This is a genomic window from Parasalinivibrio latis, from assembly GCF_036825535.1.
GTDB lineage: Bacteria > Pseudomonadota > Gammaproteobacteria > Enterobacterales > Vibrionaceae > Parasalinivibrio > Parasalinivibrio latis.
In genome coordinates, this window is the sequence record NZ_CP098812.1 from 51,345 (window position 1) to 74,464 (window position 23,120).

The 23,120-nt window shown below is 52.2% G+C and carries 24 protein-coding genes and 1 pseudogene; 15 read left to right on the top strand and 10 right to left on the bottom strand.

Translation table 11 applies throughout. The features are described from left to right. Positions 1-16: 16 nt before the first annotated feature. Positions 17-1,321, bottom strand: a complete 1,305-nt coding sequence (rhlB, locus tag NF212_RS00225) for an ATP-dependent RNA helicase RhlB (protein ID WP_434357786.1) — start codon at positions 1,319-1,321, stop codon at positions 17-19. Between the two features lie 111 nt (positions 1,322-1,432). On the opposite strand from rhlB, the gene trxA reads away from it, so the two are divergent. The 7 genes and pseudogenes from trxA to fre all read left to right on the top strand — a co-directional run bounded on the left by trxA (position 1,433) and on the right by fre (position 7,339). Next, on the top strand, positions 1,433-1,759 hold the full coding sequence (trxA, locus tag NF212_RS00230; RefSeq protein WP_434357788.1) for a thioredoxin TrxA: 327 nt from the start codon (positions 1,433-1,435) through the stop codon (positions 1,757-1,759). Between the two features lie 193 nt (positions 1,760-1,952). After that, positions 1,953-3,218 carry a transcription termination factor Rho gene (gene rho / locus NF212_RS00235; RefSeq protein WP_434357790.1) on the top strand — a complete coding sequence of 422 codons (1,266 nt, stop codon included), beginning with the start codon at positions 1,953-1,955 and terminating at the stop codon, positions 3,216-3,218. Between the two features lie 185 nt (positions 3,219-3,403). After that, positions 3,404-4,393 (top strand): hypothetical protein, encoded by a 990-nt coding sequence (locus tag NF212_RS00240; protein ID WP_434357792.1) that lies wholly within the window; start codon positions 3,404-3,406, stop codon positions 4,391-4,393. Positions 4,394-4,489: 96 nt separating this feature from the next. Continuing rightward, positions 4,490-5,879, top strand: a pseudogene (ubiD, locus tag NF212_RS00245) (4-hydroxy-3-polyprenylbenzoate decarboxylase); the annotation flags it as partial. A 20-nt stretch (positions 5,880-5,899) separates the two neighbouring features. Continuing rightward, positions 5,900-6,352, top strand: a complete 453-nt coding sequence (locus tag NF212_RS00250) for a hypothetical protein (protein WP_434360792.1) — start codon at positions 5,900-5,902, stop codon at positions 6,350-6,352. After that, positions 6,352-6,630, top strand: coding sequence for a 2Fe-2S iron-sulfur cluster-binding protein (locus tag NF212_RS00255; RefSeq protein WP_434357794.1), 279 nt, complete (start codon positions 6,352-6,354; stop codon positions 6,628-6,630). Before NF212_RS00250 ends, NF212_RS00255 begins: the two co-directional genes overlap by 1 nt. After that, the gene (gene fre, locus NF212_RS00260) at positions 6,620-7,339 is read left to right on the top strand and encodes an NAD(P)H-flavin reductase (protein ID WP_434357796.1); all 720 of its coding nucleotides are present in this window, start codon (positions 6,620-6,622) and stop codon (positions 7,337-7,339) included. The genes NF212_RS00255 and fre overlap by 11 nt, the downstream gene beginning before the upstream one ends. A gap of 64 nt (positions 7,340-7,403) precedes the next feature. On the opposite strand, the gene NF212_RS00265 is transcribed toward fre, so the two are convergent. Next, positions 7,404-8,285: a carboxylate/amino acid/amine transporter gene (locus tag NF212_RS00265; RefSeq protein WP_434357798.1), complete on the bottom strand. Its 882-nt coding sequence runs from the start codon at positions 8,283-8,285 to the stop codon at positions 7,404-7,406. Positions 8,286-8,382: 97 nt separating this feature from the next. Continuing rightward, positions 8,383-8,808 (bottom strand): universal stress protein, encoded by a 426-nt coding sequence (locus NF212_RS00270; protein ID WP_434357800.1) that lies wholly within the window; start codon positions 8,806-8,808, stop codon positions 8,383-8,385. 565 nt (positions 8,809-9,373) lie between these two features. Between NF212_RS00270 and uspB the strand changes: the two genes are divergently transcribed. From uspB to NF212_RS00285, 3 genes are all read left to right on the top strand, one after another. Beyond that, positions 9,374-9,712 (top strand): universal stress protein UspB, encoded by a 339-nt coding sequence (uspB, locus tag NF212_RS00275; protein WP_434360793.1) that lies wholly within the window; start codon positions 9,374-9,376, stop codon positions 9,710-9,712. Between the two features lie 132 nt (positions 9,713-9,844). Continuing rightward, entirely contained in the window at positions 9,845-10,954 is a 1,110-nt protein-coding gene (locus NF212_RS00280; protein ID WP_434357802.1) for a mechanosensitive ion channel family protein, read from the top strand. 98 nt (positions 10,955-11,052) lie between these two features. Beyond that, positions 11,053-12,240, top strand: a complete 1,188-nt coding sequence (locus tag NF212_RS00285) for an NAD(P)/FAD-dependent oxidoreductase (RefSeq protein WP_434357804.1) — start codon at positions 11,053-11,055, stop codon at positions 12,238-12,240. Here the strand turns inward: NF212_RS00285 and NF212_RS00290 are convergent. The 4 genes from NF212_RS00290 to NF212_RS00305 form a co-directional block, all read right to left on the bottom strand. Next, entirely contained in the window at positions 12,237-12,545 is a 309-nt protein-coding gene (locus NF212_RS00290; protein ID WP_434357806.1) for a hypothetical protein, read from the bottom strand. The two genes, NF212_RS00285 and NF212_RS00290, sit on opposite strands and share 4 nt — an antisense overlap. 123 nt (positions 12,546-12,668) lie before the next feature. Next, positions 12,669-14,096, bottom strand: a complete 1,428-nt coding sequence (locus NF212_RS00295) for a coniferyl aldehyde dehydrogenase (RefSeq protein WP_434357808.1) — start codon at positions 14,094-14,096, stop codon at positions 12,669-12,671. A gap of 66 nt (positions 14,097-14,162) precedes the next feature. Then, on the bottom strand, positions 14,163-14,798 hold the full coding sequence (locus NF212_RS00300) for a tRNA-uridine aminocarboxypropyltransferase (protein WP_434357810.1): 636 nt from the start codon (positions 14,796-14,798) through the stop codon (positions 14,163-14,165). A 43-nt stretch (positions 14,799-14,841) separates the two neighbouring features. Next, the gene (locus tag NF212_RS00305) at positions 14,842-16,401 is read right to left on the bottom strand and encodes a hypothetical protein (RefSeq protein WP_434357812.1); all 1,560 of its coding nucleotides are present in this window, start codon (positions 16,399-16,401) and stop codon (positions 14,842-14,844) included. A 93-nt stretch (positions 16,402-16,494) separates the two neighbouring features. Between NF212_RS00305 and NF212_RS00310 the strand changes: the two genes are divergently transcribed. After that, entirely contained in the window at positions 16,495-16,950 is a 456-nt protein-coding gene (locus tag NF212_RS00310; RefSeq protein WP_434357814.1) for an EVE domain-containing protein, read from the top strand. A gap of 7 nt (positions 16,951-16,957) precedes the next feature. Here NF212_RS00310 and NF212_RS00315 read toward each other — a convergent pair whose 3' ends face one another. Then, on the bottom strand, positions 16,958-17,761 hold the full coding sequence (locus NF212_RS00315; protein WP_434357816.1) for a Cof-type HAD-IIB family hydrolase: 804 nt from the start codon (positions 17,759-17,761) through the stop codon (positions 16,958-16,960). A gap of 147 nt (positions 17,762-17,908) precedes the next feature. Beyond that, positions 17,909-18,895 carry an alpha/beta fold hydrolase gene (locus NF212_RS00320; RefSeq protein WP_434357818.1) on the bottom strand — a complete coding sequence of 329 codons (987 nt, stop codon included), beginning with the start codon at positions 18,893-18,895 and terminating at the stop codon, positions 17,909-17,911. Positions 18,896-19,044: 149 nt separating this feature from the next. Here NF212_RS00320 and NF212_RS00325 point away from each other — a divergent pair, with 149 nt between their 5' ends. Then, positions 19,045-20,046, top strand: coding sequence for an acyltransferase (locus tag NF212_RS00325; RefSeq protein ID WP_434357820.1), 1,002 nt, complete (start codon positions 19,045-19,047; stop codon positions 20,044-20,046). 63 nt (positions 20,047-20,109) lie between these two features. Here NF212_RS00325 and NF212_RS00330 read toward each other — a convergent pair whose 3' ends face one another. Then, positions 20,110-20,442: a DUF2500 domain-containing protein gene (locus NF212_RS00330; RefSeq protein WP_434357822.1), complete on the bottom strand. Its 333-nt coding sequence runs from the start codon at positions 20,440-20,442 to the stop codon at positions 20,110-20,112. 245 nt (positions 20,443-20,687) lie between these two features. Here NF212_RS00330 and NF212_RS00335 point away from each other — a divergent pair, with 245 nt between their 5' ends. The 3 genes from NF212_RS00335 (at position 20,688) to NF212_RS00345 (ending at position 23,027) form a co-directional block, all read left to right on the top strand. Then, positions 20,688-21,053, top strand: coding sequence for a DUF4145 domain-containing protein (locus NF212_RS00335; protein ID WP_434357824.1), 366 nt, complete (start codon positions 20,688-20,690; stop codon positions 21,051-21,053). 1,015 nt (positions 21,054-22,068) lie between these two features. After that, positions 22,069-22,689, top strand: coding sequence for a lysoplasmalogenase (locus NF212_RS00340; protein ID WP_434357826.1), 621 nt, complete (start codon positions 22,069-22,071; stop codon positions 22,687-22,689). A 20-nt stretch (positions 22,690-22,709) separates the two neighbouring features. Beyond that, on the top strand, positions 22,710-23,027 hold the full coding sequence (locus NF212_RS00345; protein ID WP_434357828.1) for a DUF2007 domain-containing protein: 318 nt from the start codon (positions 22,710-22,712) through the stop codon (positions 23,025-23,027). Positions 23,028-23,120 lie beyond the last annotated feature (93 nt).

Sequence of the window (23,120 nt, forward strand, 5' to 3'; positions counted from 1 at the left end):
TCATACTGCGATCGTTTTAATTCTTATTTTCCTGGCGCGGGCGGCGCTGACGCTGGCGGGATTTACCCGAGCTGTTTTTCTTGTTGCCACCGGTTACACGGCTGTTTACCTGACGAGGCTTCTGTACGCGAAGCGGAGCAGGCAGATCTTCCAGCAGTGCATCTGAGTCATAGCCGGATACCGGGATGGTGTGGGCAATGTACTCTTCAATAGAAGGCAGGTTCAGGGCGTACTCTTCACAGGCGAAGCTGATTGAGTGGCCACTGGCTCCAGCACGGCCGGTACGGCCAATACGGTGAACGTAGTCTTCACAGTCATCAGGCAAGTCGTAGTTGAATACGTGGGTTACCTGGGGAATATGCAGGCCACGGGCTGCAACATCGGTAGCCACCAGAATGTCCAGATTGCCCTTGGTAAAATCTTCCAGGATGCGAATACGCTTCTTCTGCGGTACATCACCAGTTAACAGGCCAACGCGGTGACCGTCTGCTGCCAGGTGGCCCCAGATGTCTTCACAGCGGTGTTTGGTGTTAGCAAATACGATTGCGCGGTCAGGCCACTCTTCTTCAACCAGGGATTGCAGCAGGCGCATTTTTTCCTGGTTTGAAGGGTAGAACAGCTCTTCCTTAATGCGGTGGCCGGTTTTCTGCTCCGGCTCAACTTCCACATATTCTGCGTTGTTCATGTGCTCAAAAGCGAGCTCACGTACACGGTAAGAAAGTGTGGCAGAGAACAGCATGTTAAGGCGCTCGGCCGGTGCTGGCATACGGCGGAAAAGGAAACGGATGTCCTTGATGAAACCAAGATCGAACATGCGATCCGCTTCATCCAGAACCACTGCCTGGATAGCACCCAGATCAATAACGCGCTGCTTGTAGAAATCGATGATACGGCCGGTGGTGCCCACCAGAATATCAACACCTTTCTCTAGGGTCTTGACCTGCTTTTCATACGGTTCACCACCGTAAGCCAGGCCAGCAGTCAGGCCGGTAGATGCCAGCAGTGGTGCTGCATCGTTGTAGATCTGGATAGCCAGTTCACGGGTTGGTGCCATGATAATGGCACGTGGTTGGTTCTGACGACGGCTTTCCTTGGCCGGATGAACCAGAAGATGGTGAAAAATAGCCGTCAGGAATGCCAGGGTTTTCCCTGTTCCTGTTTGCGCCTGAGCGGCAATATCCTGGCCGGAGAGCATAACCGGCAACGCCAAAGCCTGAATGGGTGTACAATTATGGAAACCCTTGCTTTCAAGGCCTGAAACTACACGTGCATCCAGTTCCAGATCGGCGAATTTTTGCTCTGTGATATGTGTCATTTTCATCCGTATAGAATATCAGCTAAGGCTTGCAATACGAAAGCGAATCCATTCAAATAGTGCAACCCTTTGTTGGCGGAGAACTTGCCAACATTGAAAACAAAACTGGAGTTGAAGATGAGCGACAAGATTGTGCAGCTGACTGACGACAGCTTTGACACTGATGTTATTAAGGCTGCAGGCCCTGTCCTGGTAGATTTTTGGGCCGAATGGTGTGGTCCTTGTAAGATGATCGCCCCAATTCTTGATGAAATCGCAGACGAGTACACAGGGAAAGTGACCATCGGTAAACTGAACATTGATCAGAATGCCGGTACTCCACCAAAGTACGGTATCCGTGGCATTCCAACGTTACTTCTGTTCAAAGACGGTAACGTTGCAGCGACCAAGGTAGGCGCACTGTCTAAGACTCAATTGAAAGAGTTTCTGGACGCTAACCTGTAAAATCGAAGACCGTGCATCCCAAAAAGATGCACGGTTTTTCGCATTTGTAGACGTCTATACATTTTAGTGTTACCTTGTTGCCCGATTATTGTACTAACGTTATAGTATCAACGCTCATTTCCTGACCAGCGTCATGGTCTCCTAAATTCCATAACTACTGACCTCAAAGTTGATAGATAAGACACTCACCACTATGAATCTTACCGAACTGAAGAACCGGCCTGTGTCGGATTTGGTGGCTCTCGGCGAAAGCATGGGACTGGAAAACCTTGCCCGCCTGAGAAAACAAGACATCATTTTTGCCATCCTTAAGCAACATGCGAAAAGCGGCGAAGACATTTTTGGCAACGGCGTTCTGGAAATTCTTCAGGATGGTTTTGGTTTCCTGCGTAGTGCGGATTCTTCATACCTTGCCGGCCCGGATGACATTTATGTCTCCCCAAGCCAGATTCGTCGCTTCAACCTGCGTACCGGCGATACCATCTCTGGTAAAATTCGCCCACCGAAGGAAGGCGAACGTTATTTTGCGCTGCTGAAAGTTAACGAAGTTAACTACGACCGCCCAGACAACGCCCGCAACAAAATCCTGTTTGAAAACCTAACCCCACTGCACGCCAATGAGCGCCTGCGCATGGAGCGTGGTAACGGTTCAACAGAAGACATCACTGCCCGTGTCCTGGATCTGGCATCGCCAATCGGTAAAGGCCAGCGTGGCCTGATCGTGGCACCGCCAAAAGCCGGTAAGACCATGCTGCTGCAAAACATTGCACAGAGCATTGCTTACAACCACCCTGAGTGTGAACTCATGGTTCTGCTGATCGACGAGCGTCCGGAAGAGGTCACCGAGATGCAGCGTCTGGTTAAGGGTGAAGTGGTTGCATCTACGTTCGATGAACCAGCAAGCCGCCACGTACAAGTTGCTGAAATGGTTATCGAAAAGGCCAAGCGCCTGGTTGAGCACAAGAAAGACGTGGTTATCCTGCTGGATTCCATCACCCGTCTGGCTCGTGCCTACAACACCGTGGTTCCTTCATCAGGCAAGGTACTGACCGGTGGTGTGGATGCCAACGCACTGCACCGTCCGAAGCGTTTCTTCGGTGCGGCACGTAACGTAGAAGAAGGCGGCAGCCTGACCATCATCGCAACTGCACTGGTTGATACCGGTTCTAAGATGGATGAGGTAATCTACGAAGAGTTTAAGGGTACAGGTAACATGGAACTGCACCTGTCTCGCAAGATTGCAGAGAAGCGTGTGTTCCCGGCTATCGACTTCATCCGTTCCGGTACCCGCCGTGAAGAGCTGCTCACCAAGACCGATGAGCTGCAGAAGATGTGGATCCTGCGTAAGATTGTTCACCCAATGGGCGAAATCGACGCGATGGAATTCCTTATCGACAAGCTGGCGATGACCAAGACCAACGACGAATTCTTTGACATGATGCGTCGTCAGAAGTCGTAAAACCGACTTCAAAAGCTTAAAAAAAACCGCACCCATCAAGGCGTGCGGTTTTTTTGTTTGCGGCAAAGTTACAGAATTTGAGACAATAGCGTAAATTATCAGTTGCCCACGATGAAACAGCGGCGGGCATACCAACCAAATTGCCAGTCACCCAGCACGGAGCGGGTGTCTCACAAGGGTAGAGCATGCGACACGGATGGTTAGCAATTACGGCTTTACTGTGTTCCTTCTTCGCGTCCCCAGTTTGGCCGGTGCAGATCACCGACGAGCAGATAACCCAGGTGACTGAAAGCCAGTCGTTTAATCAAACCGTATCTGAAATCCGCCAGGCACTGGATAACGACGAAACAGACAAAGTCTGGCAGCTAATCAATTCGCAAAGGCCGCTCAACCGTGAGGCAGCGATGCAGGAGACTGTCCTGCATTTACGTAACCTCGCCCAAATGACGCCGAAAAAAGAGATCCTCCTGCTTGAGCTTTCCCGTATCCAGCCGGCATTCAGCGTCCGATTTATGGGGGATGGATACTGGATTACCGCCCCAGCGTTTGATTTTGCCAACCGGGCCCGGATTGTCCTTAACCGGTGGCAGTACACCAAACTGAGAAAAGAGATCGACATACTGGTGCAGTATGACGAGCTCAAGCTTTCATCCTGGCTGAAATACACCACACCGGATTACAAGATGCGCCGGGAGGTAGTGCTTGGGGCGCTGCCGGATCTCAGTAAGGCACAGCTGGATAATCTGGTCGCACAATGTCTCAAGGATAAAGCCCTGCTGTGGCTGCCGGATAATGCAGTCATGGCCAGGCTGGCAGTGCTTACACGTGACGAAGCGCTCTATGACCTGCTGTGGCGCCGAAGGGCTGACAGTTACAGTCTGGCGGCGCTCAATGATCTGGCGACTTACTCCCGCGAACGTTGGGCGCTTGAACAAATGATGAAATCGACGGTCAATCCGTCCTTGCGTACCAATGCGTATCAGCTGATGGCCTCTATCAAGCCATTGCCGGTCCCCGTCCAGACGTTTCTGGCCAGCCGTATTAACGATAAGAAACATGGCCTCCAGGTGGCAGAGATTGTTGCAGACCATGGCAATGCAGGCTGGCTGGCATCGATTCTCGATTCTGGCAGCCCGGTTCAGCGCAAGCATGTAAACCGAGTTTTGTCTGAATGAGCAAAACTGCAAAAACTGCCGGGCATTTACAGCCTTAGCGTTAACAACTCGTTATAATGCCCGCATTGCTAATAAAACCAGCATTTGACACCCGAGATGAAATTTTCCAATTTACGCGAATTTATGGACCATCTGGAATCCATCGGTGAACTGAAACGCATCAGGCAGCCGATAGACCCGGATCTGGAGATGACAGAGATCTGTGACCGCACCTTGCGTGCCGGTGGCCCAGCCCTGTTGTTTGAAAACCCGGTTGGCTATGAAATGCCGGTACTGGCCAACCTGTTTGGCACACCAAAGCGGGTGGCAATGGGGATGGGCCGGGAAGAAGTCCGTGAATTGCGTGAAGTGGGCAAACTGCTGGCCTACCTGAAAGAGCCGGAGCCACCGAAAGGATTCCGCGATGCGCTCGATAAGCTGCCAGTGTTCCGCCAGGTGCTGAACATGCCGGCGAAAAAAGTCCGTAAGGCCGCCTGCCAGGAACTCGTGCTGACCGGCGAAGACGTCGATCTGGATAAGGTGCCGGTCATGCGGTGCTGGCCGGGCGATGTGGCTCCCTTGATGACCTGGGGCCTCACTGTAACCCGTGGCCCGCACAAGAAGCGCCAGAACCTGGGGATCTACCGTCAGCAAAAAATCGCCAAAAATAAGGTGATTATGCGCTGGCTGGCCCACCGTGGCGGCGCACTCGACCTGCGTGACTGGATGGAAACACACCCGGGTGAGCCTTTCCCTGTGTCTGTTGCTTTCGGTGCCGACCCGGCAACTATCCTTGGGGCAGTAACACCGGTACCGGATTCCCTGTCTGAATATGCGTTTGCCGGTCTGCTTCGCGGTAAGAAAACCGAAGTGGTGGGCTGTATCAGCAACAGCCTTGATGTTCCGGCTTCAGCGGAAATCGTGCTGGAAGGTTATATCGACCCAAACGAATATGCTGATGAAGGGCCATATGGCGACCATACCGGCTATTACAACGAAGTTGAGCGCCACCATGTATTCACGGTCACCCATATGACCATGCGGAAAGACGCGGTGTATCACAGCACCCATACAGGTCGTCCACCGGATGAACCCGCTGTTCTGGGTGTCGCTCTGAACGAAGTCTTTGTGCCTATCCTGCAAAAGCAGTTCCCGGAGATTGTAGATTTCTACCTGCCGCCGGAAGGCTGTTCCTACCGAATGGCAGTCGTCACCATGAAAAAGCAGTACCCGGGTCATGCGAAGCGGGTAATGATGGGGGTATGGTCTTTCCTCCGCCAGTTCATGTACACCAAGTACGTCATCGTGTGCGACGAGGATGTTGATGCGAGAAGCTGGGAAAGTGTCGCCAGGGCGATGACAACCCAGATGGAGCCGGTGCGCGATACCCTGCTGATAGAACACACGCCGATAGATTCCCTCGACTTTGCTTCACCTGTGGTTGGCCTTGGCTCGAAAATGGGCCTGGATGCTACTAAAAAATGGGAGGCTGAGCTTACCGGTTACACCCCGGACACCCTCCGGGATATGGATGGGCCTGCGCTGGATGCTTGTATCGATACCCTGAAAGAAACCCATCCTGAACTTGTAGACTTGTATCTCCCACCGGAAGCACATGCAGGTGGCATGGCGATGGTGACGCTCAACAAGCAGTCGGCCGGAGCCGGCCCTCGCATAATCGAGGCTGTGAGTGAGGCACTTCGTCCGTTGGCCAATACTAAGTTTGTGATGGTATTTGACCATGGCGATGTGAACATTCGGGACTGGAACGACGTGATCTGGGCGATTACCACCCGGATGGATCCTGCGCGGGACACCCTGTTGCTAAAACCGGAGCACGCATGTTCAGTCATGGGCCTGGATGCAACCAACAAGCTTGAAGGAGAGTCCCAACGAGAGTGGGGGACACCGATCACCAAGAACCCGGACGTGGTCGCGAAAATTGATGCACTCTGGGATGAAATGGGTATTTTGGGCTGATGTTTAAAATCAGTCTGCTACCCTCAGGTTTCAGTTTTTATGCTGAGCCTGAAACCAGTGTACTGGATGCTGCCCTGTCAGCCGGGGTGGCATTCCCGCACAGATGTATGGTTGGCGCGTGTGCCTCCTGCCTGTGTAAAAAACGCAGTGGCGAAATCGAATACCAATTAGAGCCATTGTTGACGGAGAAAGAAAAAGAGCAGGGCTGGATTTTCGCCTGTCAGGCATATGCCCGTAGCGATCTGGTTCTGGAATTAGAGGAAAGCCATGTCGATTAATTGTGCAGTAAAGCGTGTTGAAAACCTTGCGCCCAATACGTACCGAATTTTGTTGACCCCGGAACAAGCCCTGTCATTCAAAGCTGGCCAGTACCTGCTGGCGGTGATGGGAGAAAAGGACAAACGTGCTTTTTCTATTGCCAGTGCACCGGGCCGAGACGCCGGGAATGAACTGGAGCTCCATATTGGTGCCGCAGACCATAACCCTTACGCCCATGAAGTGGTAGAGCGAGCCAAAGCCTGTTTTGAAGCCGGCGGCAGTGATTTTGAAATTGATGCCCCGCACGGTGATGCCTGGCTGCGTGAAGACGGCGAGCATCCGCGCCTGCTGATTGCCGGTGGTACCGGGTTCTCTTATGTGCGCTCTATGGTAGAACACGCACTGTCTGAAGAGCTAAATACACCTATTTTCCTCTACTGGGGTGGCCGTGATGCTGCGCAGCTCTATGCATCAGATGAAATGCAGGCGCTGGCGGATGCCAACCCTAACCTGGTTTATGTGCCCGTAGTGGAAAACGCAGAGCCGGGATGGCAGGGCAAAGTAGGTAATGTGCTGGAAGCTGTGATGTCGGATTTTGTCTGCCTGGCAGACTACGATATCTATATTGCGGGTCGCTTTGAGATGGCAGGTGCAGCGCGGGAAATGTTTTGCAATGAGCGAAACGCGGACCGGGAGCGCCTGTTTGCAGACGCGTATGCGTTTATCTGACACCACATTTCTCCAGGAACACCAAAACAAAGGCGAGCATCAAGCTCGCCTTTGTTTTATAGGGTCAGTCTGTTGCCAGCCTTGACTGCTCAACCTTCCGCTTAACCCAGGTTTCATTGAGCCACAATGAAGCCATAATGATTGCCCCACCTGCCAGCAATGTGCCGATATGGGCGTCCCGGTTCCAGATAAGCACGTTTACAATGATGCCTGCCGGTACCAGCGCATTGTTCATGATGGCTAGTGCCCCGGCATTCACCAGAGTACCGCCCTTGTTCCAGAGGAAATAACCCAGCCCTGAAGCAATGGTGCCAAGGTAGAACAGAATGCCCCATTGCAGGTTGGTGGTCGGCAGCTTGTCCGGGTTGCCCAACAGCAACCATGCCGGGAGGGCAACGCACAGTGCGCCGAGGTAAAACATCCCGAAAACAGTGTGCTGTGGTATTTCGGATTGCTCCCTCTCCATAATGACTTTGTACCCGGTCTGGCCGATGGCAAAACAGAGGTTGGCACCCTGAACAATCATAAACCCGAGTAGGAAATTGGGGTTTACGGTGGCAAATTTGATCACTATCGCGCCCAGCACGGCAATCAGGGCGGTCAGCAGGTACCAGGGTGAAAAACGCCGGTGGGCCAGATCATAAATCAGGGTGACGTAAACCGGGGTAAACACGGTAAACAGCAGCACTTCAGGAACGGAAAGGTACAGGAATGACTGGTAGTAGAAGCAATACATCAGGCCAAGCTGGAACGCCCCAACCACCATCAGTTTAAGCGCAAGTTTCAGGTGCAGGTTTTTAAACCGCAGGAATGGCAGAAATACCAGGGATGCAAGTGCAACACGGGTCACAACGGAAAACCACGCATCGACCTGACCGGCGAGGTACACCCCGATGAGGCTGAAGGAAAAAGCCCATAAAAAGGTAACAGCAGAAAGGTAAGCCATTGGGTTACAGATACCGACAGTTGATTGTGGCGCTAGTGTAACCCAAATGGTTGATAGTTAATCCATCCGGATAGGCTGGACGGAGCAGCGGTCTGGTTTAGCTGTTCAGCGGTACCATCAGCATGTCTACCGGCGTCGTGTTCATCAGTTGTTTGGCTGAAGAGAGCAGCTTGCTCCAGAAATCCTGGTGGTGGCCACAAACAATCAGATCCACGCCCCATTTCTTGATGGAATCGTTGATTTCATCACCCAGGTCGCCACTGCCAACCAAGGTGTGGGCGACGTCCACTTTGGCGCTTCCGGCCAGCTTACCCAGGTGCTCCTGCGCTTCTTCCAGCATCTTGTGCTGGGTTTCCACCAGGTTAATGTCAATCAGGCCGGTGTAGAGCTCGGCATAGTTCACATCAATGTGTATCAGCGACAGTTTGGCGCCTGTTGCCTCGGCCAGGGAAGACGCCTTGGAAACCAGTAGTTGGCTGTCTTCGGACAGATCGACTGCGACAAGAATATGTTGATAGGCCATAGTCATTAACCTCATTGTTTCCTCGATAATTTAATGCTAGCACCCGCCATAAATTGAGAATGTCGGTCTGATCTCATCTGGTGAATAACTTAGTCAACTGAGTGTGAATTCCCATAGCGGATCGTTTTGCCCCTGATAGCGATATATCAGCAAAGATGCATAATTAAAATAAGATGTTGATGGAATGTTAATGAAAAAATGGTTATTTTTTAAATAGGCATGTTGTTCAGCACCTTCCGGTAAAGGAGACAAAGCTTCCTCTTGAAGGTCAATGGGATAGGTTGATTCAGGTTTAATTTGGCGTTTTCGCCAACAAATCTATACTTAAATTAAACACCATGCTTACAAATACATAGTTTCGAGAAGGTGACAGGCCTGTTTTAACGGGGCTCCAACAAGGGAGCCGGGCTGAACCCAAATGGATAATTGGGCAGCCATGGTGAGGATGTGTTTACCCAGTTTTGCAACACAGCATGGCCGTGAAGGCCACGCGACCTTCAACACCAAAGTGACAGACATGCTGTCCGGTTTCAGTTGGGACAGCCCGATTCAGGGGAGAAGAATTATGATTAACGGAGACGTAGTTATCACCGCGGTATTTGCCGTTCTCTTGGTTAATTTTGTCCGGTACCTTTCATCACTGCGCGCTCTTTTGGTGATGCTTAGGGAAGCAGACCCGCTGTTGTACAAACAGATTAACGGCGGAAATTTCTTTACCCCACAGGGTGATGTCTCCAAGCAAAAGCGCTTGTTCCAATACTTGCATAGCCAAGCGTATGAGCATCACCATGATGAAGCCTTCGTTGCGAAATGTAAGAAGGTCCGCCACCTTTTCCAGCTCTCCACCGTCTTGTTTGGAGGCTTGGTTGTTACCCTCTTTGCAGTGGCTTTTTCCGGACTTTAATTCCTATACAGATGTTGGCCACTTATCTGCTTCGACACACCATAATGCCGGCTGATGCCGGCATTATTTATGGTTATCGACTCTAATAACGTAGAATGCCCTGATAACGAATCAGCAAAAAGAATTTAGCGTATGGATCATTTGATACAGTGGTGGCACGGTATATTTGCCCAGGGCGGAGACTGGTTCCGACAGGTAATTTGGCTGTTGGTAGCCGGTGCACTGGTATGGGGCGGCTGGCGTTTCCTGCTCAGCCACCTGATAAAAATGGCGGACAAAACCAAGATGCAGTGGGATGACACTGTGGTTCATGCCGTCAGGGCCCCGGTTTCCTGGCTGATATGGCTGTGGGTGTTGAGCCAGTGTGCAGAAATCCTGTTCAAGCATTTCACTACCTTCAATATCCCTGAATTCAACGAGTTCCGGGATCTGCTTATTATCTCGATGTTTATCTGGATAGGTGTCCGGGTTATCAACCAGGTCGAGCACCAGGTGCTGCAAAACCCCAAGAGGGATGCAACAACGGTCAGTGCTGTTGCCAAGGTTGTGCGGCTATTCCTGATCATTATCGGCGCGATGGCGGTGATGCAAAACCTTGGCCTAAGCCTGTCCGGGCTGCTGACCTTTGGTGGTGTGGGCGGCCTGATTATCGGTCTTGCAGCCAAGGATTTGCTGTCGAATTTCTTCGGTGGCCTGATGATTTACTTCGACCGTCCATTCAAGGTCGGGGACTGGATCCGCTCCCCGGATCGCCAGATTGAAGGGACTGTTGAGCGGATTGGCTGGCGTATGACAGTGATCCGCACCTTTGACCAGCGCCCGTTGTATGTTCCGAACTCAGTGTTTTCCAGTATTGTGGTAGAGAACCCTTCGCGGATGTTCAACCGCCGCATCAAGGAAACCATTGGCCTGCGTTACGACGATGCCGACAAGATGGCGGTGATTGTTGCTGACGTGAAGCATATGCTGGAAACCCACCCGGAAATCGATACCCACCGTACCCTGATGGTGAACTTTGATACCTTCGGTGCCTCTTCGCTTAACTTTTTTATCTACACCTTTACCAAGACCACAGTGTGGGCGCGTTACCACGAGGTAAAGCAGGATGTGATGCTGAAGATTGTCGATATCGTACAAAAGCATGGTGCCGACTTTGCCTTCCCGACCCAGACACTCTATATGGAGCCGGGGGAAGGGTGGCAGCAGGGCATGTTGTCAGAGCCCCGTCAGCAAGAGGGCTGATTGCGGTTGGAGAACGGACAGAAAGGCGGCTAAAATAGCCGCCTTTTCCGTACCCGCCCAGGCAGGGTACCAAGACTAAACTTCCAGTAGGCAGGTTCATGGCAACACAGTACGACATAGTGATTATCGGTGCAGGAGCGGCAGGCTTGATGTGTGCAGGCGAAGCGGGCAAACGCGGCCGTAAGGTGCTGGTGGTTGACCATGGCAAGAAGCCGGGCCGCAAAATCCTGATCTCGGGCGGCGGTCGCTGCAACTTCACCAACTATGATGTCTCGGCAGCCAACTATGTTTGCCGTAACAAACACTTCGTGAAGTCTGCCCTGTCGCAGTACACCAACTGGGACTTTATCTCCATGGTATCCAGACATGGAATTGTGTTTGAGGAGCGCGACCACGGCCAGCTGTTCTGTGAGGACTCTGCCAAGGAGATCGTAGACATGTTGCTGGCTGAGTGTGACCTGCCGAGTGTTGAGCAGCGTTACCGCAGCGAAGTGCATGAGATTGAGAAAACCGATGAGGGCTTTACCCTCAAAATCAATGCCGACACCGTGACCTGTGCGTCGCTGGTGGTGGCAACCGGTGGTCTTTCTATGCCCAAGCTGGGGGCTACCCCGTTTGGTTACCAGATTGCCGAGCAGTTTGGTCTCAAGCGCGTGCCGACAACCGCCGGGTTGGTGCCGTTCACCCTGCATAAAGAAGACAAAGAAGCCTTTGCTGATTTGTCCGGTATTGCTATCCCTGCGGTAGTCGAGGCTGAAAACGGTACGACGTTTAAAGAGAACATTCTTTTCACCCACCGCGGCCTCTCCGGCCCGGTGGTCCTGCAGGTTTCCTCTTACTGGCTGCCGGGGCAGAAAGTTACCGTTGACCTGCTGCCGGATATGGATCTGGCAGAGTCCCTAACGGCAATGCGTGAGAAGCACCCGGCCCAGAGCCTGAAAAACTCGCTTTCGCGCCTGCTGCCAAAACGCCTGATTGAAGTGTTGATGGCTAGGGGTGATCTGGCTGACCGCCCGCTCAAGCAGCTTAACCCGAAAGACATTACGGCTGTTTCTGACTATTTCCATAAGTGGAACATTGCCCCGAACGGCACAGAGGGCTACCGGACGGCAGAAGTGACCCTGGGGGGAGTGGATACCGATGAGCTGTCATCCAAAACCATGGAAGCCAAGAACGTTAAAGGGCTCTACTTTGTCGGTGAGGTAATGGATGTGTCCGGCTGGCTGGGAGGCTACAACTTCCAGTGGGCCTGGAGCTCCGGTTATGTGGCCGGGCAGAATGCTTAAAGGCTGATAAGCAGGATAAAGCTGATACTGAACAGCGCCAGACTGACCAGGTTGTAGCCGCGGCTGTCTGAACGGCGTCGGCTGCGTTTTTTGCGCAGTGAAAAGGCAATGACGGAAAAGGCGGTGCAGGCTCCCAGCACAGAGTAAAGCGAGAGCTTTCCGCCTTCCATCCACTCTCGGCGGACATCAAGGCCAAAATAGCGCACCACACCATAGTCCACCTCTGGCCGGACGTGGTGGAACAGCAGCAGTGAACTGATAAACAACAGCCAACTGACAATATTCAGGCTGTTGATAAGCATCATTAGTGGATCCGGCTGTCTGTTGCGTCTTTCCTGTCTCAATGGTTTGAAATCCTGATATTTCCTGTCAGTGTTCTTTACAGTTTAACCTCAATTGGCTGAGTCAGGGTTTCTACCGCGGATTGATTACCGCATAAAGATTTTCATCACCAATCTGTGCAGCAAACCACCGTATGGGGGGTGAATTAAGGCACCTGGGTCCAGTTTTCCTCGCTTGAACACGGTTTTCGCATGGGAGAATGTCCGGAACCCCTCAACCCCGTGGTAGTGCCCCATGCCGGATGGCCCGATACCTCCAAACGGTGCATCATCGGCAGCAACCTGCATCAGGGTGTCGTTCACCGTCATGCCGCCGGAATGGGTGTGCTTCGCCACCTGTCCAACCAATTCCGGGTTTTCTGACATCAGGTAAAGTGCCAGCGGACGGGCATGCTCGTTAACGTAACTCAACCCTTCATCAAAACTGCGGTAGCCGATAACAGGCAGCAGTGGGCCGAATATCTCTTCATGCAAAACATTCATATCATCAGTGGCGTTGAGGATAAGGTGTGGCACCAACCTGTGCTCGGCATCATCCATCGCCGGTTCACACACAGGGATGATTTCTGCACCTTTTTCGCGGGCATCCTCAAGCAATGCCTTGATACGGGCGTATTGGCGTGCGTTGACCACTGAGCTGAAGTCCCGGCTGTCTAGCCCTTTTTTGAACATGCGGTTGAACAGGCGAGTGAAAATCTCGGCAAATTCTTTTTCCCTGCCGTTTGGCAACAGCACGTAGTCCGGGGCAACACAGATCTGCCCGGCATTGAGGCATTTGCCGTACATGAGGCGCGATACTGCTTTTTCCAGTGGCATCTCCGGGTCAATCAGCACTGGGGATTTGCCGCCGAGCTCAAGCGTGACCGGTGTCAGGTGTTCCGCCGCGGTTCGCATAACATGGCGGCCGACCGCGGTGGAGCCGGTGAATAACAGGTGATCAAAAGGCAAGCCGGAAAACGCAGCGGCAACGTCAGCCTCACCTTCAATGACGGCTACCTGATCCGGTTGGAAAATCTCCCCCAGCATCCGGGTAATTGCCAGGTTGGTTTCCGGCGTGAACTCGCTGAGTTTCAGCATGACCCGGTTACCGGCTGCCAGTGCGGTGATAAGCGGGCCGATACTGAGCATGACCGGGAAATTCCACGGCACAATAATACCCACCACGCCTTTGGGCTGATAGTGAACACTTACCGAGGCTGGATGCAGCAGCAACCCTGGGTTGCGACGGGAAGGTTTCATCCAGCGTTTCAGCTTTCGACGGGTGTAATTGATATTGAGGACACAGGGGAGGATATCGGCAATCAGGCTGTCATCCAGGCTGCGGTGCCCGTAATCTGCACTCATGGCATCGCACAGCGCCTGTTTATGGGTCAGCAGTGCCCTTTTCAGCATCGACAGATCGGCAATCCGGCTGTCGTAATCCGGGAAAGGGTTGGCGCGGCAGGCGTCTTTCTGGCGGGCAAACACCTTTTGCATTTGGCTGATCTGTTCCGAGACAGGCGAACTGGCGGTCATGAATATTCCTCCTAAGTGGTCTGTCCACTTTAAGGCGGGATAGCAACTTGTGCAACTCTCTGAGTTTTACGTTACCCGGATATGCTGGCGATCAGCCTCGAACAGGCGGAGAAAAGTGAAGAAATAGGCGGACAGTGCCGCGGCATCTCCAGAATGGCCGAGCTCGGCGAGTAAGTGGATACCTACTTCGCAGGTACAAAGGTTGCCCGGTTTCTGGTTACGCCGCAGGTGATAGGCGGACTCGGCGGAGATATCAAGCCTCGCTTTTGGCAAGCCTGCCAGCCAGGGGCTCTGTCTCAGCATTTTGCGCGCTTCCTGCCAGGTAGCATCAAGAATGATGAAAAGCGGCTCCCGTTTTTCTTCCCCCATTTCGGTCGCAGCCTGGGCTGCAGCTTGGGTGACGGAGATGGCGTCTTCAGCGGGGAAAAGCAGGACGGGAAAATACCCGGGATTGGCGATGTCATCAAGGAGCCCTTGGGGAGGCTCAGTCCGGCTCCAGATTTCGCTCCGGCACGCGGGCAGGGTCTCTGTCATCAGACGGCCGGTATTGGTGGCTTTTCCCTGTTCCCGCGGGTGCATTAATAAAACAATACAGCTTTCCGCAGTCAGAGCCGGGCGACGGGGACACAGGCAATTGTAACGCAGCCCGCAAGACGGACAAGAAGAGGGGTTGTGCACCTTTCCGGGCTTTTGGGCTGCCATGATCTTTTTGCTCTCTACGCTGTACTGCGGGTATTTAAACCCGTTATTCACCGGAGGCTGAACCGAGGATCCGCCCATTGGCTACCGGGTAGAGGCCGTCTGCGAACAGTTGTGTCTCGGAGCGGTCTGTGACCGGTACTTCCGGTTGCACGCTCGGGTTTTGCGGGTAGCTGATACCGTCGTAACGCATCACCCGGTTGGCAGGGGCCTGGCCTCCGCCGCCGACTGGCAGGATGAGGTCATGCCAGCCAAACTCTGTATGGTTGCTGATCTGGAACGGGACATGGACCAGTGTCATGCGTGAGTTGAACTGCCAGCCCTTGCCGGTGCCTTCGAATACCAGAAGGGTACAGCCGCCGCTCCCGCACCAGTCGAGATAGGTAAGCAGTTCATCCCTGCCATCACCGTTAAGGTCTGTGGTCAACCAGCGGTAGCGGGTCCCGTTTGGTTCGGTTTTGTGGTCTTTGAAGTAGCCAAGCAGGGTGTTTTCAACCTGTTCGTTGTAAGCGGCGGAACCTTTCAGGCGTTCGCCTTCAACCGGGTTTGCGGTGGTTTTGCTATTGGTGCCAACCATCAGGCTGAGCTGGAGCCCGTCATTGCCGAGGCTGTAGCGGCGGCCGTTCAGCACCTCTTCATTGGCAGAAAGGCGGAAACCGTCACGGTGGAACAGGCGCTCACCTGTCAGCCGCTGTCCCTGGTGGGTGGTCATCACCACCTGGACATTTTGCGGGGATACCTGTTGCCAGAAGCCGGTCTCTATTGTTTCACGTGCATTACCTTCTTGATACACCGTCGATGCTGAGTGATCAGGGTTCAACGTCAGCGTGGTGACCAATCCTGCACTGTTGCCCTGGTAGCTGCCTGCCCAGCTTCGGGTCGGGTCGTTGTTAGCCAACGCAGCGCAACCCCGGTAATTGCCGTTTTTTCCACTGAAAGTCGCCGACCAGCCAAACAGGGTGTCAGCCATAGAGTCTTCACAGGCTCCAGGCATCAGGGAAAGCGTGGAAGAGGCAGTTGAGTACAGGCGGTTGCCGCTTTCAACCTTCTGGCCGGCCAATGGCTGTGGATCCGCTTTTTTACCTGGCTGGATGAAGGCCAGTGCCCCGTTTTTTACCTCGGCTGCCCAGTCCGGCTCGTTGCCCATGGCCCGGGTCGGGCGAGGTGGCTGGCTGCAACCCTGTACCTCACCGGAGAGCAGGTTGAGTTTTTCCACGTGGAACGTCGCATCATAATCGGCCGGGAAGCCCGCCTCGGGACTCGGTGTCAGGTAGCCGATGACTTCTCCGTAAAGCGGCTCGTAGGGTGTAGGTACCAGCTTCATGCCCTGTTTGAACAGGTTGTTGTCCATTGCCAGCCAGTATTGGGCGGAACTGCCGCACGGCCGGATACTGCTTACCTCGTGGCCAAGGATGACTTCACCTGTCATCATGAATGCCTGTGGCCGGGTACCGAGTTCAGGCTGTTTTTCCTGAACGACAAGACTGTCTGAATTGCCAAGCTCCTGCGGACCGGAGGATGCTGGCGGTGGAGAAGAGCTGCATGCTGCCAGGGCAAGTGTCAGAGCCAGCGGAGTGAGCGTGCGTAATTTCGGGACGTTTGCCATGTCTTCCTCGGATTGTTCCCTGTGTGGCATTAACAATGACACAAATCGTTGTTACTGTTCTGTCAGAGTATTTTTTCAGTTGAGAGTTCCATTATGGCGTATTGGCTGTTTAAAACCGAGCCGGATACCTTCTCTATCGATACCCTCAAAGCCCAGCAAGTTTCCTGTTGGGAGGGGGTTCGCAATTACCAGGCACGTAACATGCTGCGTGACGAGGTAAAAGAGGGGGATTTGGTGCTGATTTACCATTCATCCTGCAAGGATGTAGGGGTGGTGGGTATCGCTGAAGTTGTCAGGGCGGCCTATCCGGACCATTTCCAGTTTGACCCGGAAAGTGATTACTATGACCCGAAATCTGACCCGGAAAACCCACGTTGGATTATGGTGGACATCAAGTACTGCCAACACCTGCCGTATGTGTCACTGGCACGGCTGAAAGCCAATGAAAAGCTGGTGGAGATGCCGCTGGTCAAACGTGGCAACCGGCTGAGTGTGATGCCGGTTACCGCCGATCAGTGGGAGGAGATCATGGTGATGGCCTCCCGGTAAGAGGGGGTTACTTCTCCAGAAGGTGGCTTTCAAGGTACTTAGCGACGGATTCGTCTGCACTTGAGCCGATCACTTCAATACCTGGCAGCGCTTCCATCACGCGTGGGTGCGCTGTTCCCATCACCAGCCCTTTTCCTGCCATGCTCAGCATTTCGGCATCATTCATACCGTCGCCGAAGGCAATACAGTCTTCCAGGCTGCAGCCGAGTTTTTCAGCCACAATGTGCAGCGCCGCACCTTTTGATACGCCAGCCCCCATCACTTCCAGACAGAACGGGGTAGAAAATGCCACGCTGACTTTGCTGCCAAAGGCGTCGTTGAAGCGGTCTTCGTACTGGGTCAGGTAGTCATGGTCATGGCGGATAAAGAAAATCTTGGCGATGTTTTCCAGCGGAGGGTTGTCCATATCGAACAGTTCGCAGGAAAAGCCGGATTCTTTGTGATATTTCTCCAGCGTCTCGTCGATTTCACTCACCAGCCAGTCACTGTCACGGTAGATGTGAATTGACAGGGTTTTGTCATGTTTTGCCATCTCAATCAATTGTTTGGCAATTTCAGGGTCGACGTTGTGGCTGAAAATCAGGTTGTCTTCGGTGTCGTGCACGCGGGCACCGTTAGAGGTGATCATGTAGGCCGGAATACCGACTTTTTCACGGAAAGATGCAACGTCCAGGTGGTGGCGGCCGGTAGCAAAGATAAACTGTTTGCCCTGGTCGTGGAGACGATGGAGCACACTTTGGGTGTAAGGGGCAACGCGGTGATCCGGGGTGAGGAGCGTACCATCCATGTCGGATGCGACGATTTTGTACATGATAACCTCTTATAGGGGAAAAGCTCTCGCCTGACGGCGATAGTGTCAGGACGATTGTAGCCCGCCGCATAGGAATAAAAAGGGAAAATGCGGCGCGAGAAATTTCCACATTTTCCCTGATTCCAGAGGTTTATTCTGATTGGGCTGTCACAGATGGGATGCAAAGAAACGTAGTGTTGCAAGCAAAGCCTGATCGCGCATTTCATCCATTTCAAACAGAGCCTCGTGACGGGCGTTTTCCACCACTTCGAGGGAAACCGGCTGGCCAGCTTGCTGGCGGCGGCGGAAGTACTGCCACTGGGCTTCATTGCTGACGACTTTGTCCTTGCCGGCCTGAATCAGGAGAACCGGGCAGCGTGCCTTGGCGGCACCTTCCACGCAACGGCGCCCGGCCTGCAGGCCCTGCCATACCCAACGGTTACTCGGCCCGCCAACTTTGATAACCGGTTCTTTCATGTAGAGGTTACGGAACCAGGTGTAACGCGGCAGGGACTGGGAAAGGTTGTTGTCTGCAAAAGGGGTACCTTCGTACGGTCCTTGGCCCAGTGCGTAGCGGGCTGGATGATTTATGGCTGCGACGATACGGCTTACCGGAGCCGCAATGTGTTTCATCCAGGGGGAAAGATGAATGCCGTGCATCGGGGCGCTCAGTGCCAGGCCGTTGAGGCAGTGACCGTTCTGCTCAGCATACAGTGAGGCAATGGCACCACCCATGGAATGGGCCAGCATATAGCGTTGAGTGTGGTGCTTGCTCATGACCACGCCCTGCATAAAGGTATCGAGGTCGTCGATGTAGTCGTCAAACCACACCACATGGCCGATGTCCTTGGGCTCGGTGACCAGACGGTTGGAATAACCCTGGCCTCGGTGATCGTAGCTGTAGACGTCATAACCCTGCTGGTAAAGCTCGTAAAACAGCTCCTGATACTTAACCACACTTTCAATGCGTCCGTTGACCACGACAACGGCTTTGTCGTTTTCCGGACGGGTAAAGGCACACCAGTACAGTTGCAGGCCGTCTTTGGCAGGAAACCAGCCATCCTGGCGCTGTTGCCAGAATTCGGCAATCTTACCGTCCATGCGTTCCTGGTAACCGTCTTCGCGGGTATAGAGAGTCAATTCAGTATTAGGCATCTTTGCTGCTGTTTTTATTGTGTTCTGTATGTAAGAGGAAAGGATAACACGCTGGCATGACAGTGGCGTATAAATAGGGAAATCCTGACAGTAATATGATGGGTAACAGTCCGGGCAACCGGTAGATGGAGATGATGGGGGCATCTGACATGCGAAAGCACGTCTGGTTTTTTGATTTGCTGCGCTGCATTGCTGCTTTTGCTGTGGTGGCGATCCATGTACTGGGGCCATACCGCGAGCTGTTGGGCACCATTCCGTTTTCCGATTGGGTAACTGCGGTGTTGGTAAACGGGGCAAGCCGCTGGGCGGTGCCAGTATTTATTATGATAACCGGTGCGTTGATGCTCTCGGATACCCGGCCTTTTGAACTTCACTATTATGTAAAGAGACGACTCGGGAAGGTGATGCTGCCGTTTGTGGTGTGGTCACTGTTTTACGCCTGGCTTTCAGGCTGCAGCCCGACAGGTTTTGACGGCAAGGCTGCCCTGGATGTTCTTGCCGGGATGCCCTCTCATGAAACTTACTATCACCTTGGTTTTTTCTACTATTTTTTACCGCTTTACTTGGTGATCCCTTTGCTCAGGCCAGTCATGCAGAAAGCTGACAGGGTATCAGGTTATGCCCTTGTGGCGGTCTGGCTGTGGCTGACCGGTATGTACCTTATGGGATGGCAAGGGATGTGGAGGGATAATCTGGTGATGTACTCCGGCTACCTGGTGCTTGGGTATGTGCTCTGGCGGTGGCCACCCCCGGCATGGCTGGTTGTGCCCGTCGGGGGGCTTTCACTGCTTGCCACTGAATGGGCGGCAATAACCACAAGCCTGTCATTGGGAGAGTATTCGTCAGCCGGATGGTTCTCATATAAAACCCTGAATACAGCACTGATTGCTGCCATGGTGTTTTACCTGGCAATGCGCTGGGGGGAGGGCTTACCTGAGCAGGTGAGAAAAGGGGCCAGCCGGGTGAGCCGTTACAGTCTGGGGATTTATCTTCTGCATCCGTTATTTTTGTGGCCAGTCAGAGCTTACGATCTCTATTACGGCCCTGCCTGGTTGATGATTTTAGGGTGGACACTGATAGCAGGTGGAATGGCTATGGGGGCAAGTGCTTTGCTTGCCCGATACCGGTATACAGCCTGGCTGGTGCCGTAATAGCAATTGGGTGATATCAACCAGTCAGTATGACCGGGTTTTTGTCCGGTTGGTTTAACCTGGCTACTGGCGGGTTTTGGCAAAGTGCATGAATTTGTTACCCCGGTAGGTAAGGCTTCCGGTATCACCCGGCTGGAGGGCATGGTAGTAGTGAACGCCAACCTGGAATTCCCTGGCTTTGCCGCCTGCCAGTGGTTCAACGTAAATCCAGTATTCCTCTTCATCTTCATGTTGCTGCGGGTTTGGGACCGGAACAGATTGCTTGTCCAGGACCCGGATATCCAGTTTCAGTTCAGGTGCGTTATCGCCCAGCATGTGTTTCTGGTAAAACATAAAAAAGTAGATAACCGAAAACAGCACAAGGATCACAAGTGCCGCGATAAGATAGACAGGCATAGCCACCCCAACTGGTTGATTTGAATTCCGGAAATCGCTGGCTGTCTTGGTAACCTTTTTCAGGCTGGAAGGCAAAGAATGCCATTTGTCTCATAGGGATTTCGTGATCTTGCGCGCTAATAGCCCGGTTTTCCGGCAATCTAAGGTGACAGGCAGTGAGACACTGATTAAAGATAGGTAAATGCAATGTTCCACAGTGTTCAGTCCGGCTATGCTCATGTTATGTGCCCGGACCAGGAGGATGGATGAGTGACATTGAAATGGTGGTGATGCGTACCCGGCGTATCGAACAGCTTCTCCGGGACCACTACCACGCGGACGGCAAAGGGCTGCACCAGCTGATCTCCAGTTGTGAGCAACGGTTGCCGCACGAGCTGATTCCAAAGCTCCGGTTTATTGCGACAGTACGGAATAAAACCGTTCATGAACATGGGTTTCGTGTTGATGACAGGAAAGGTTTTATCGAAGCCTGTAAAACCTGTGAGAAAGAACTGGTGCCAAGGGGCAGCCGACTGGTGTGGGGCGCTGTGATTTTGTTGATCACAGCAATTACCTTGGGAGCGATCTGGTTTTATGCAGCAAACTGGCACCATGTGGTGCTGGATCCCTAACCAGCCGAAACTGACAGCCAGCGAGATAATCCACCGGATTATGTATTGTCAGACATTTAAAAACTAACTGATTGCCCTAAAAAGGAAAAAGGTGCCTAAAAGGCACCTTTTTTGTATCTGGAAAACGCAATCCGAATCCATTCTACGCGTTTAAAATATCGCTTAGTACAGGATTGGAAGCGTCATCAGGCCGAGTACAACAGCAATCATCACAAGACCTTGCTTCTGGGATGGTGTGATCATAATAACGCTCCTTCAATAAGTGATTATGGTTATAGATTATCCTTTAACTGGTATTTTGATCAAGTTTTCTTTTCAACGCTTTATAAGTTTCATTTTTTCTACTTTGGCTCTCCTGTTTTTGAAGTTATGCGTTCAATTTTCTTGTTTTTTTAAATTTAAGGCTTAGTTTTATGTTTTGTTTTTTCTTTTTAAAACAATAATTAAATAAATATCTTGTTGTGTTTGAAATGATGAATTTATCACTGAGTGGGAAAGTTGTAGTGTGGTGGTGCTAAGGCCTTTCCCAGTAAATTATCAAGGCGTCCACTCCCGGTTGTTGAGAGGTGTTATCACTAACCTGTGATTGTAAGGGGAGACAGGGGAGTAATTCTAAAAATCCCATTCAGTTCACTGAGAGTGAATGTCGATTTAATTTTAAATTATTCAGTGTTTTACGGTTTTCATTTCTTTCATCGAAAGACATTAAGTGATTTTTTGGTCATCTTTGTCAGAAAGATGTAAGGCAAACGGTTTCTTTGAGGGGCTTTGTATTGCGATGCCATCGTAACAGCTGATTTTCATCTGTCTTTATTCTAAAACCTTAGCTGAATATGGTGCCTGGTGCATACGTGAGAGTGCAAAAAGACGAATGGACATGGAGTAGGGGACACTGGCGACCGGACCGTCTCCCTGGGAAAGTCGATGCCAGATCGATTTCTTAGCACCCCCTGGTAGACAAATCGTGACGAGTTTTTACACTGTCTTGCAAAATGTATCCAAAGAGACAGGGATTATGTGGAGCTGGATTGCAATTGGATGTTCCGGATTACTGCACATTTCTGCCGCATACCGCGGACCGCGTTGGCAGTTTTACCTTTTTAAGCCACTGACAATTATTTTCTTGCTGATTCTGGGTTTCCAAGGTGCCGAGGCTACTTTGTACAGCAACCTTATTCTTGGTGGCCTTGCCCTCTCACTGGTGGGCGATATCTTCCTGATGCTTCCTTCTGACCGCTTTGTCCAGGGGCTTATTGCGTTTCTGGCTGCACATGTACTTTATAGCGTGGCTTTCTGGTTTAACTTCGACGGCACTATGGTTTGGTGGTTGCCTGCGATGTTGTTCGGTGCCGGCATTTTGGTGTTTTTGCTGCTTTTGCCCAATCTTGGGAAAATGATGCTGCCTGTCGCGGTCTATATTGCTGTTATTGCGCAGATGGCGTGGGCTGCAGGTGAGTTCTGGTTGGCCACCGGCTCGACAGAAGCACTTTTTGCATTTACCGGTGCACTGTTTTTTATGGTGTCAGATACCGTGTTGGCCTTTGAGAAATTTAAAGGAACCTTTGCCAGTGCCACAGCCATTGTGATGACAACATACTTTGTTGCACAGAGTCTGATAGTCGCTTCTGTGTTGTAGCTGTAAAGAAGGGCTGAAATATGGAATGGAAACCGGCCTACAAGGCGGCAAATGGCCTTGAAGCGCACAGCTTGAAAGGAATGCTTGAATCAGAAGGAATCAATGTCCGGTTGAGTGGAGAAGCGCTTAACGGGGCGGTGGGTGAATTGCCGGCAGATCAGACCGGGGTAACCCTTTGGGTGGAAGAGTACCGCCTTTCCAAGGCAAAAGAGTATTTAACCCGCTATGAGTCCCAAGTGTCTGTTTCCTGGCATTGCGCCGGGTGCGGGGAAGAGAACGAAGGCAGTTTTGAAATATGCTGGCAGTGTGGGCAAGAGCGCACAGAGACAGCACTTTGACCTAAAGCCAATCAGGTTCATTCATGGACAATTCAGGCTGGTTGGACTTACCACTTGGATGCAAAAAAGGCCTCATTTTGAGGCCTTTTAAGT

Excerpts from the sequence above, each read along its gene's own strand:
- NF212_RS00240 (WP_434357792.1), top strand. The coding sequence starts at position 3,404 with ATGCGACACGGATGGTTAGCAATTACGGCTTTACTGTGTTCCTTCTTC.
- NF212_RS00305 (WP_434357812.1), bottom strand. The coding sequence starts at position 16,401 with ATGGCAAACGTCCCGAAATTACGCACGCTCACTCCGCTGGCTCTGACA.
- trxA (WP_434357788.1), top strand. The coding sequence starts at position 1,433 with ATGAGCGACAAGATTGTGCAGCTGACTGACGACAGCTTTGACACTGAT.
- NF212_RS00340 (WP_434357826.1), top strand. The coding sequence starts at position 22,069 with ATGTGGAGCTGGATTGCAATTGGATGTTCCGGATTACTGCACATTTCT.
- NF212_RS00335 (WP_434357824.1), top strand. The coding sequence starts at position 20,688 with ATGAGTGACATTGAAATGGTGGTGATGCGTACCCGGCGTATCGAACAG.
- NF212_RS00345 (WP_434357828.1), top strand. The coding sequence starts at position 22,710 with ATGGAATGGAAACCGGCCTACAAGGCGGCAAATGGCCTTGAAGCGCAC.
- NF212_RS00310 (WP_434357814.1), top strand. The coding sequence starts at position 16,495 with ATGGCGTATTGGCTGTTTAAAACCGAGCCGGATACCTTCTCTATCGAT.
- NF212_RS00300 (WP_434357810.1), bottom strand. The coding sequence starts at position 14,798 with ATGGCAGCCCAAAAGCCCGGAAAGGTGCACAACCCCTCTTCTTGTCCG.
- NF212_RS00320 (WP_434357818.1), bottom strand. The coding sequence starts at position 18,895 with ATGCCTAATACTGAATTGACTCTCTATACCCGCGAAGACGGTTACCAG.
- NF212_RS00330 (WP_434357822.1), bottom strand. The coding sequence starts at position 20,442 with ATGCCTGTCTATCTTATCGCGGCACTTGTGATCCTTGTGCTGTTTTCG.
- uspB (WP_434360793.1), top strand. The coding sequence starts at position 9,374 with ATGATTAACGGAGACGTAGTTATCACCGCGGTATTTGCCGTTCTCTTG.
- NF212_RS00315 (WP_434357816.1), bottom strand. The coding sequence starts at position 17,761 with ATGTACAAAATCGTCGCATCCGACATGGATGGTACGCTCCTCACCCCG.
- NF212_RS00250 (WP_434360792.1), top strand. The coding sequence starts at position 5,900 with ATGGATGGGCCTGCGCTGGATGCTTGTATCGATACCCTGAAAGAAACC.
- fre (WP_434357796.1), top strand. The coding sequence starts at position 6,620 with ATGTCGATTAATTGTGCAGTAAAGCGTGTTGAAAACCTTGCGCCCAAT.
- NF212_RS00270 (WP_434357800.1), bottom strand. The coding sequence starts at position 8,808 with ATGGCCTATCAACATATTCTTGTCGCAGTCGATCTGTCCGAAGACAGC.
- NF212_RS00290 (WP_434357806.1), bottom strand. The coding sequence starts at position 12,545 with ATGATGCTTATCAACAGCCTGAATATTGTCAGTTGGCTGTTGTTTATC.
- NF212_RS00280 (WP_434357802.1), top strand. The coding sequence starts at position 9,845 with ATGGATCATTTGATACAGTGGTGGCACGGTATATTTGCCCAGGGCGGA.
- NF212_RS00265 (WP_434357798.1), bottom strand. The coding sequence starts at position 8,285 with ATGGCTTACCTTTCTGCTGTTACCTTTTTATGGGCTTTTTCCTTCAGC.
- NF212_RS00285 (WP_434357804.1), top strand. The coding sequence starts at position 11,053 with ATGGCAACACAGTACGACATAGTGATTATCGGTGCAGGAGCGGCAGGC.
- rhlB (WP_434357786.1), bottom strand. The coding sequence starts at position 1,321 with ATGAAAATGACACATATCACAGAGCAAAAATTCGCCGATCTGGAACTG.
- NF212_RS00255 (WP_434357794.1), top strand. The coding sequence starts at position 6,352 with ATGTTTAAAATCAGTCTGCTACCCTCAGGTTTCAGTTTTTATGCTGAG.
- NF212_RS00325 (WP_434357820.1), top strand. The coding sequence starts at position 19,045 with ATGCGAAAGCACGTCTGGTTTTTTGATTTGCTGCGCTGCATTGCTGCT.
- rho (WP_434357790.1), top strand. The coding sequence starts at position 1,953 with ATGAATCTTACCGAACTGAAGAACCGGCCTGTGTCGGATTTGGTGGCT.
- NF212_RS00295 (WP_434357808.1), bottom strand. The coding sequence starts at position 14,096 with ATGACCGCCAGTTCGCCTGTCTCGGAACAGATCAGCCAAATGCAAAAG.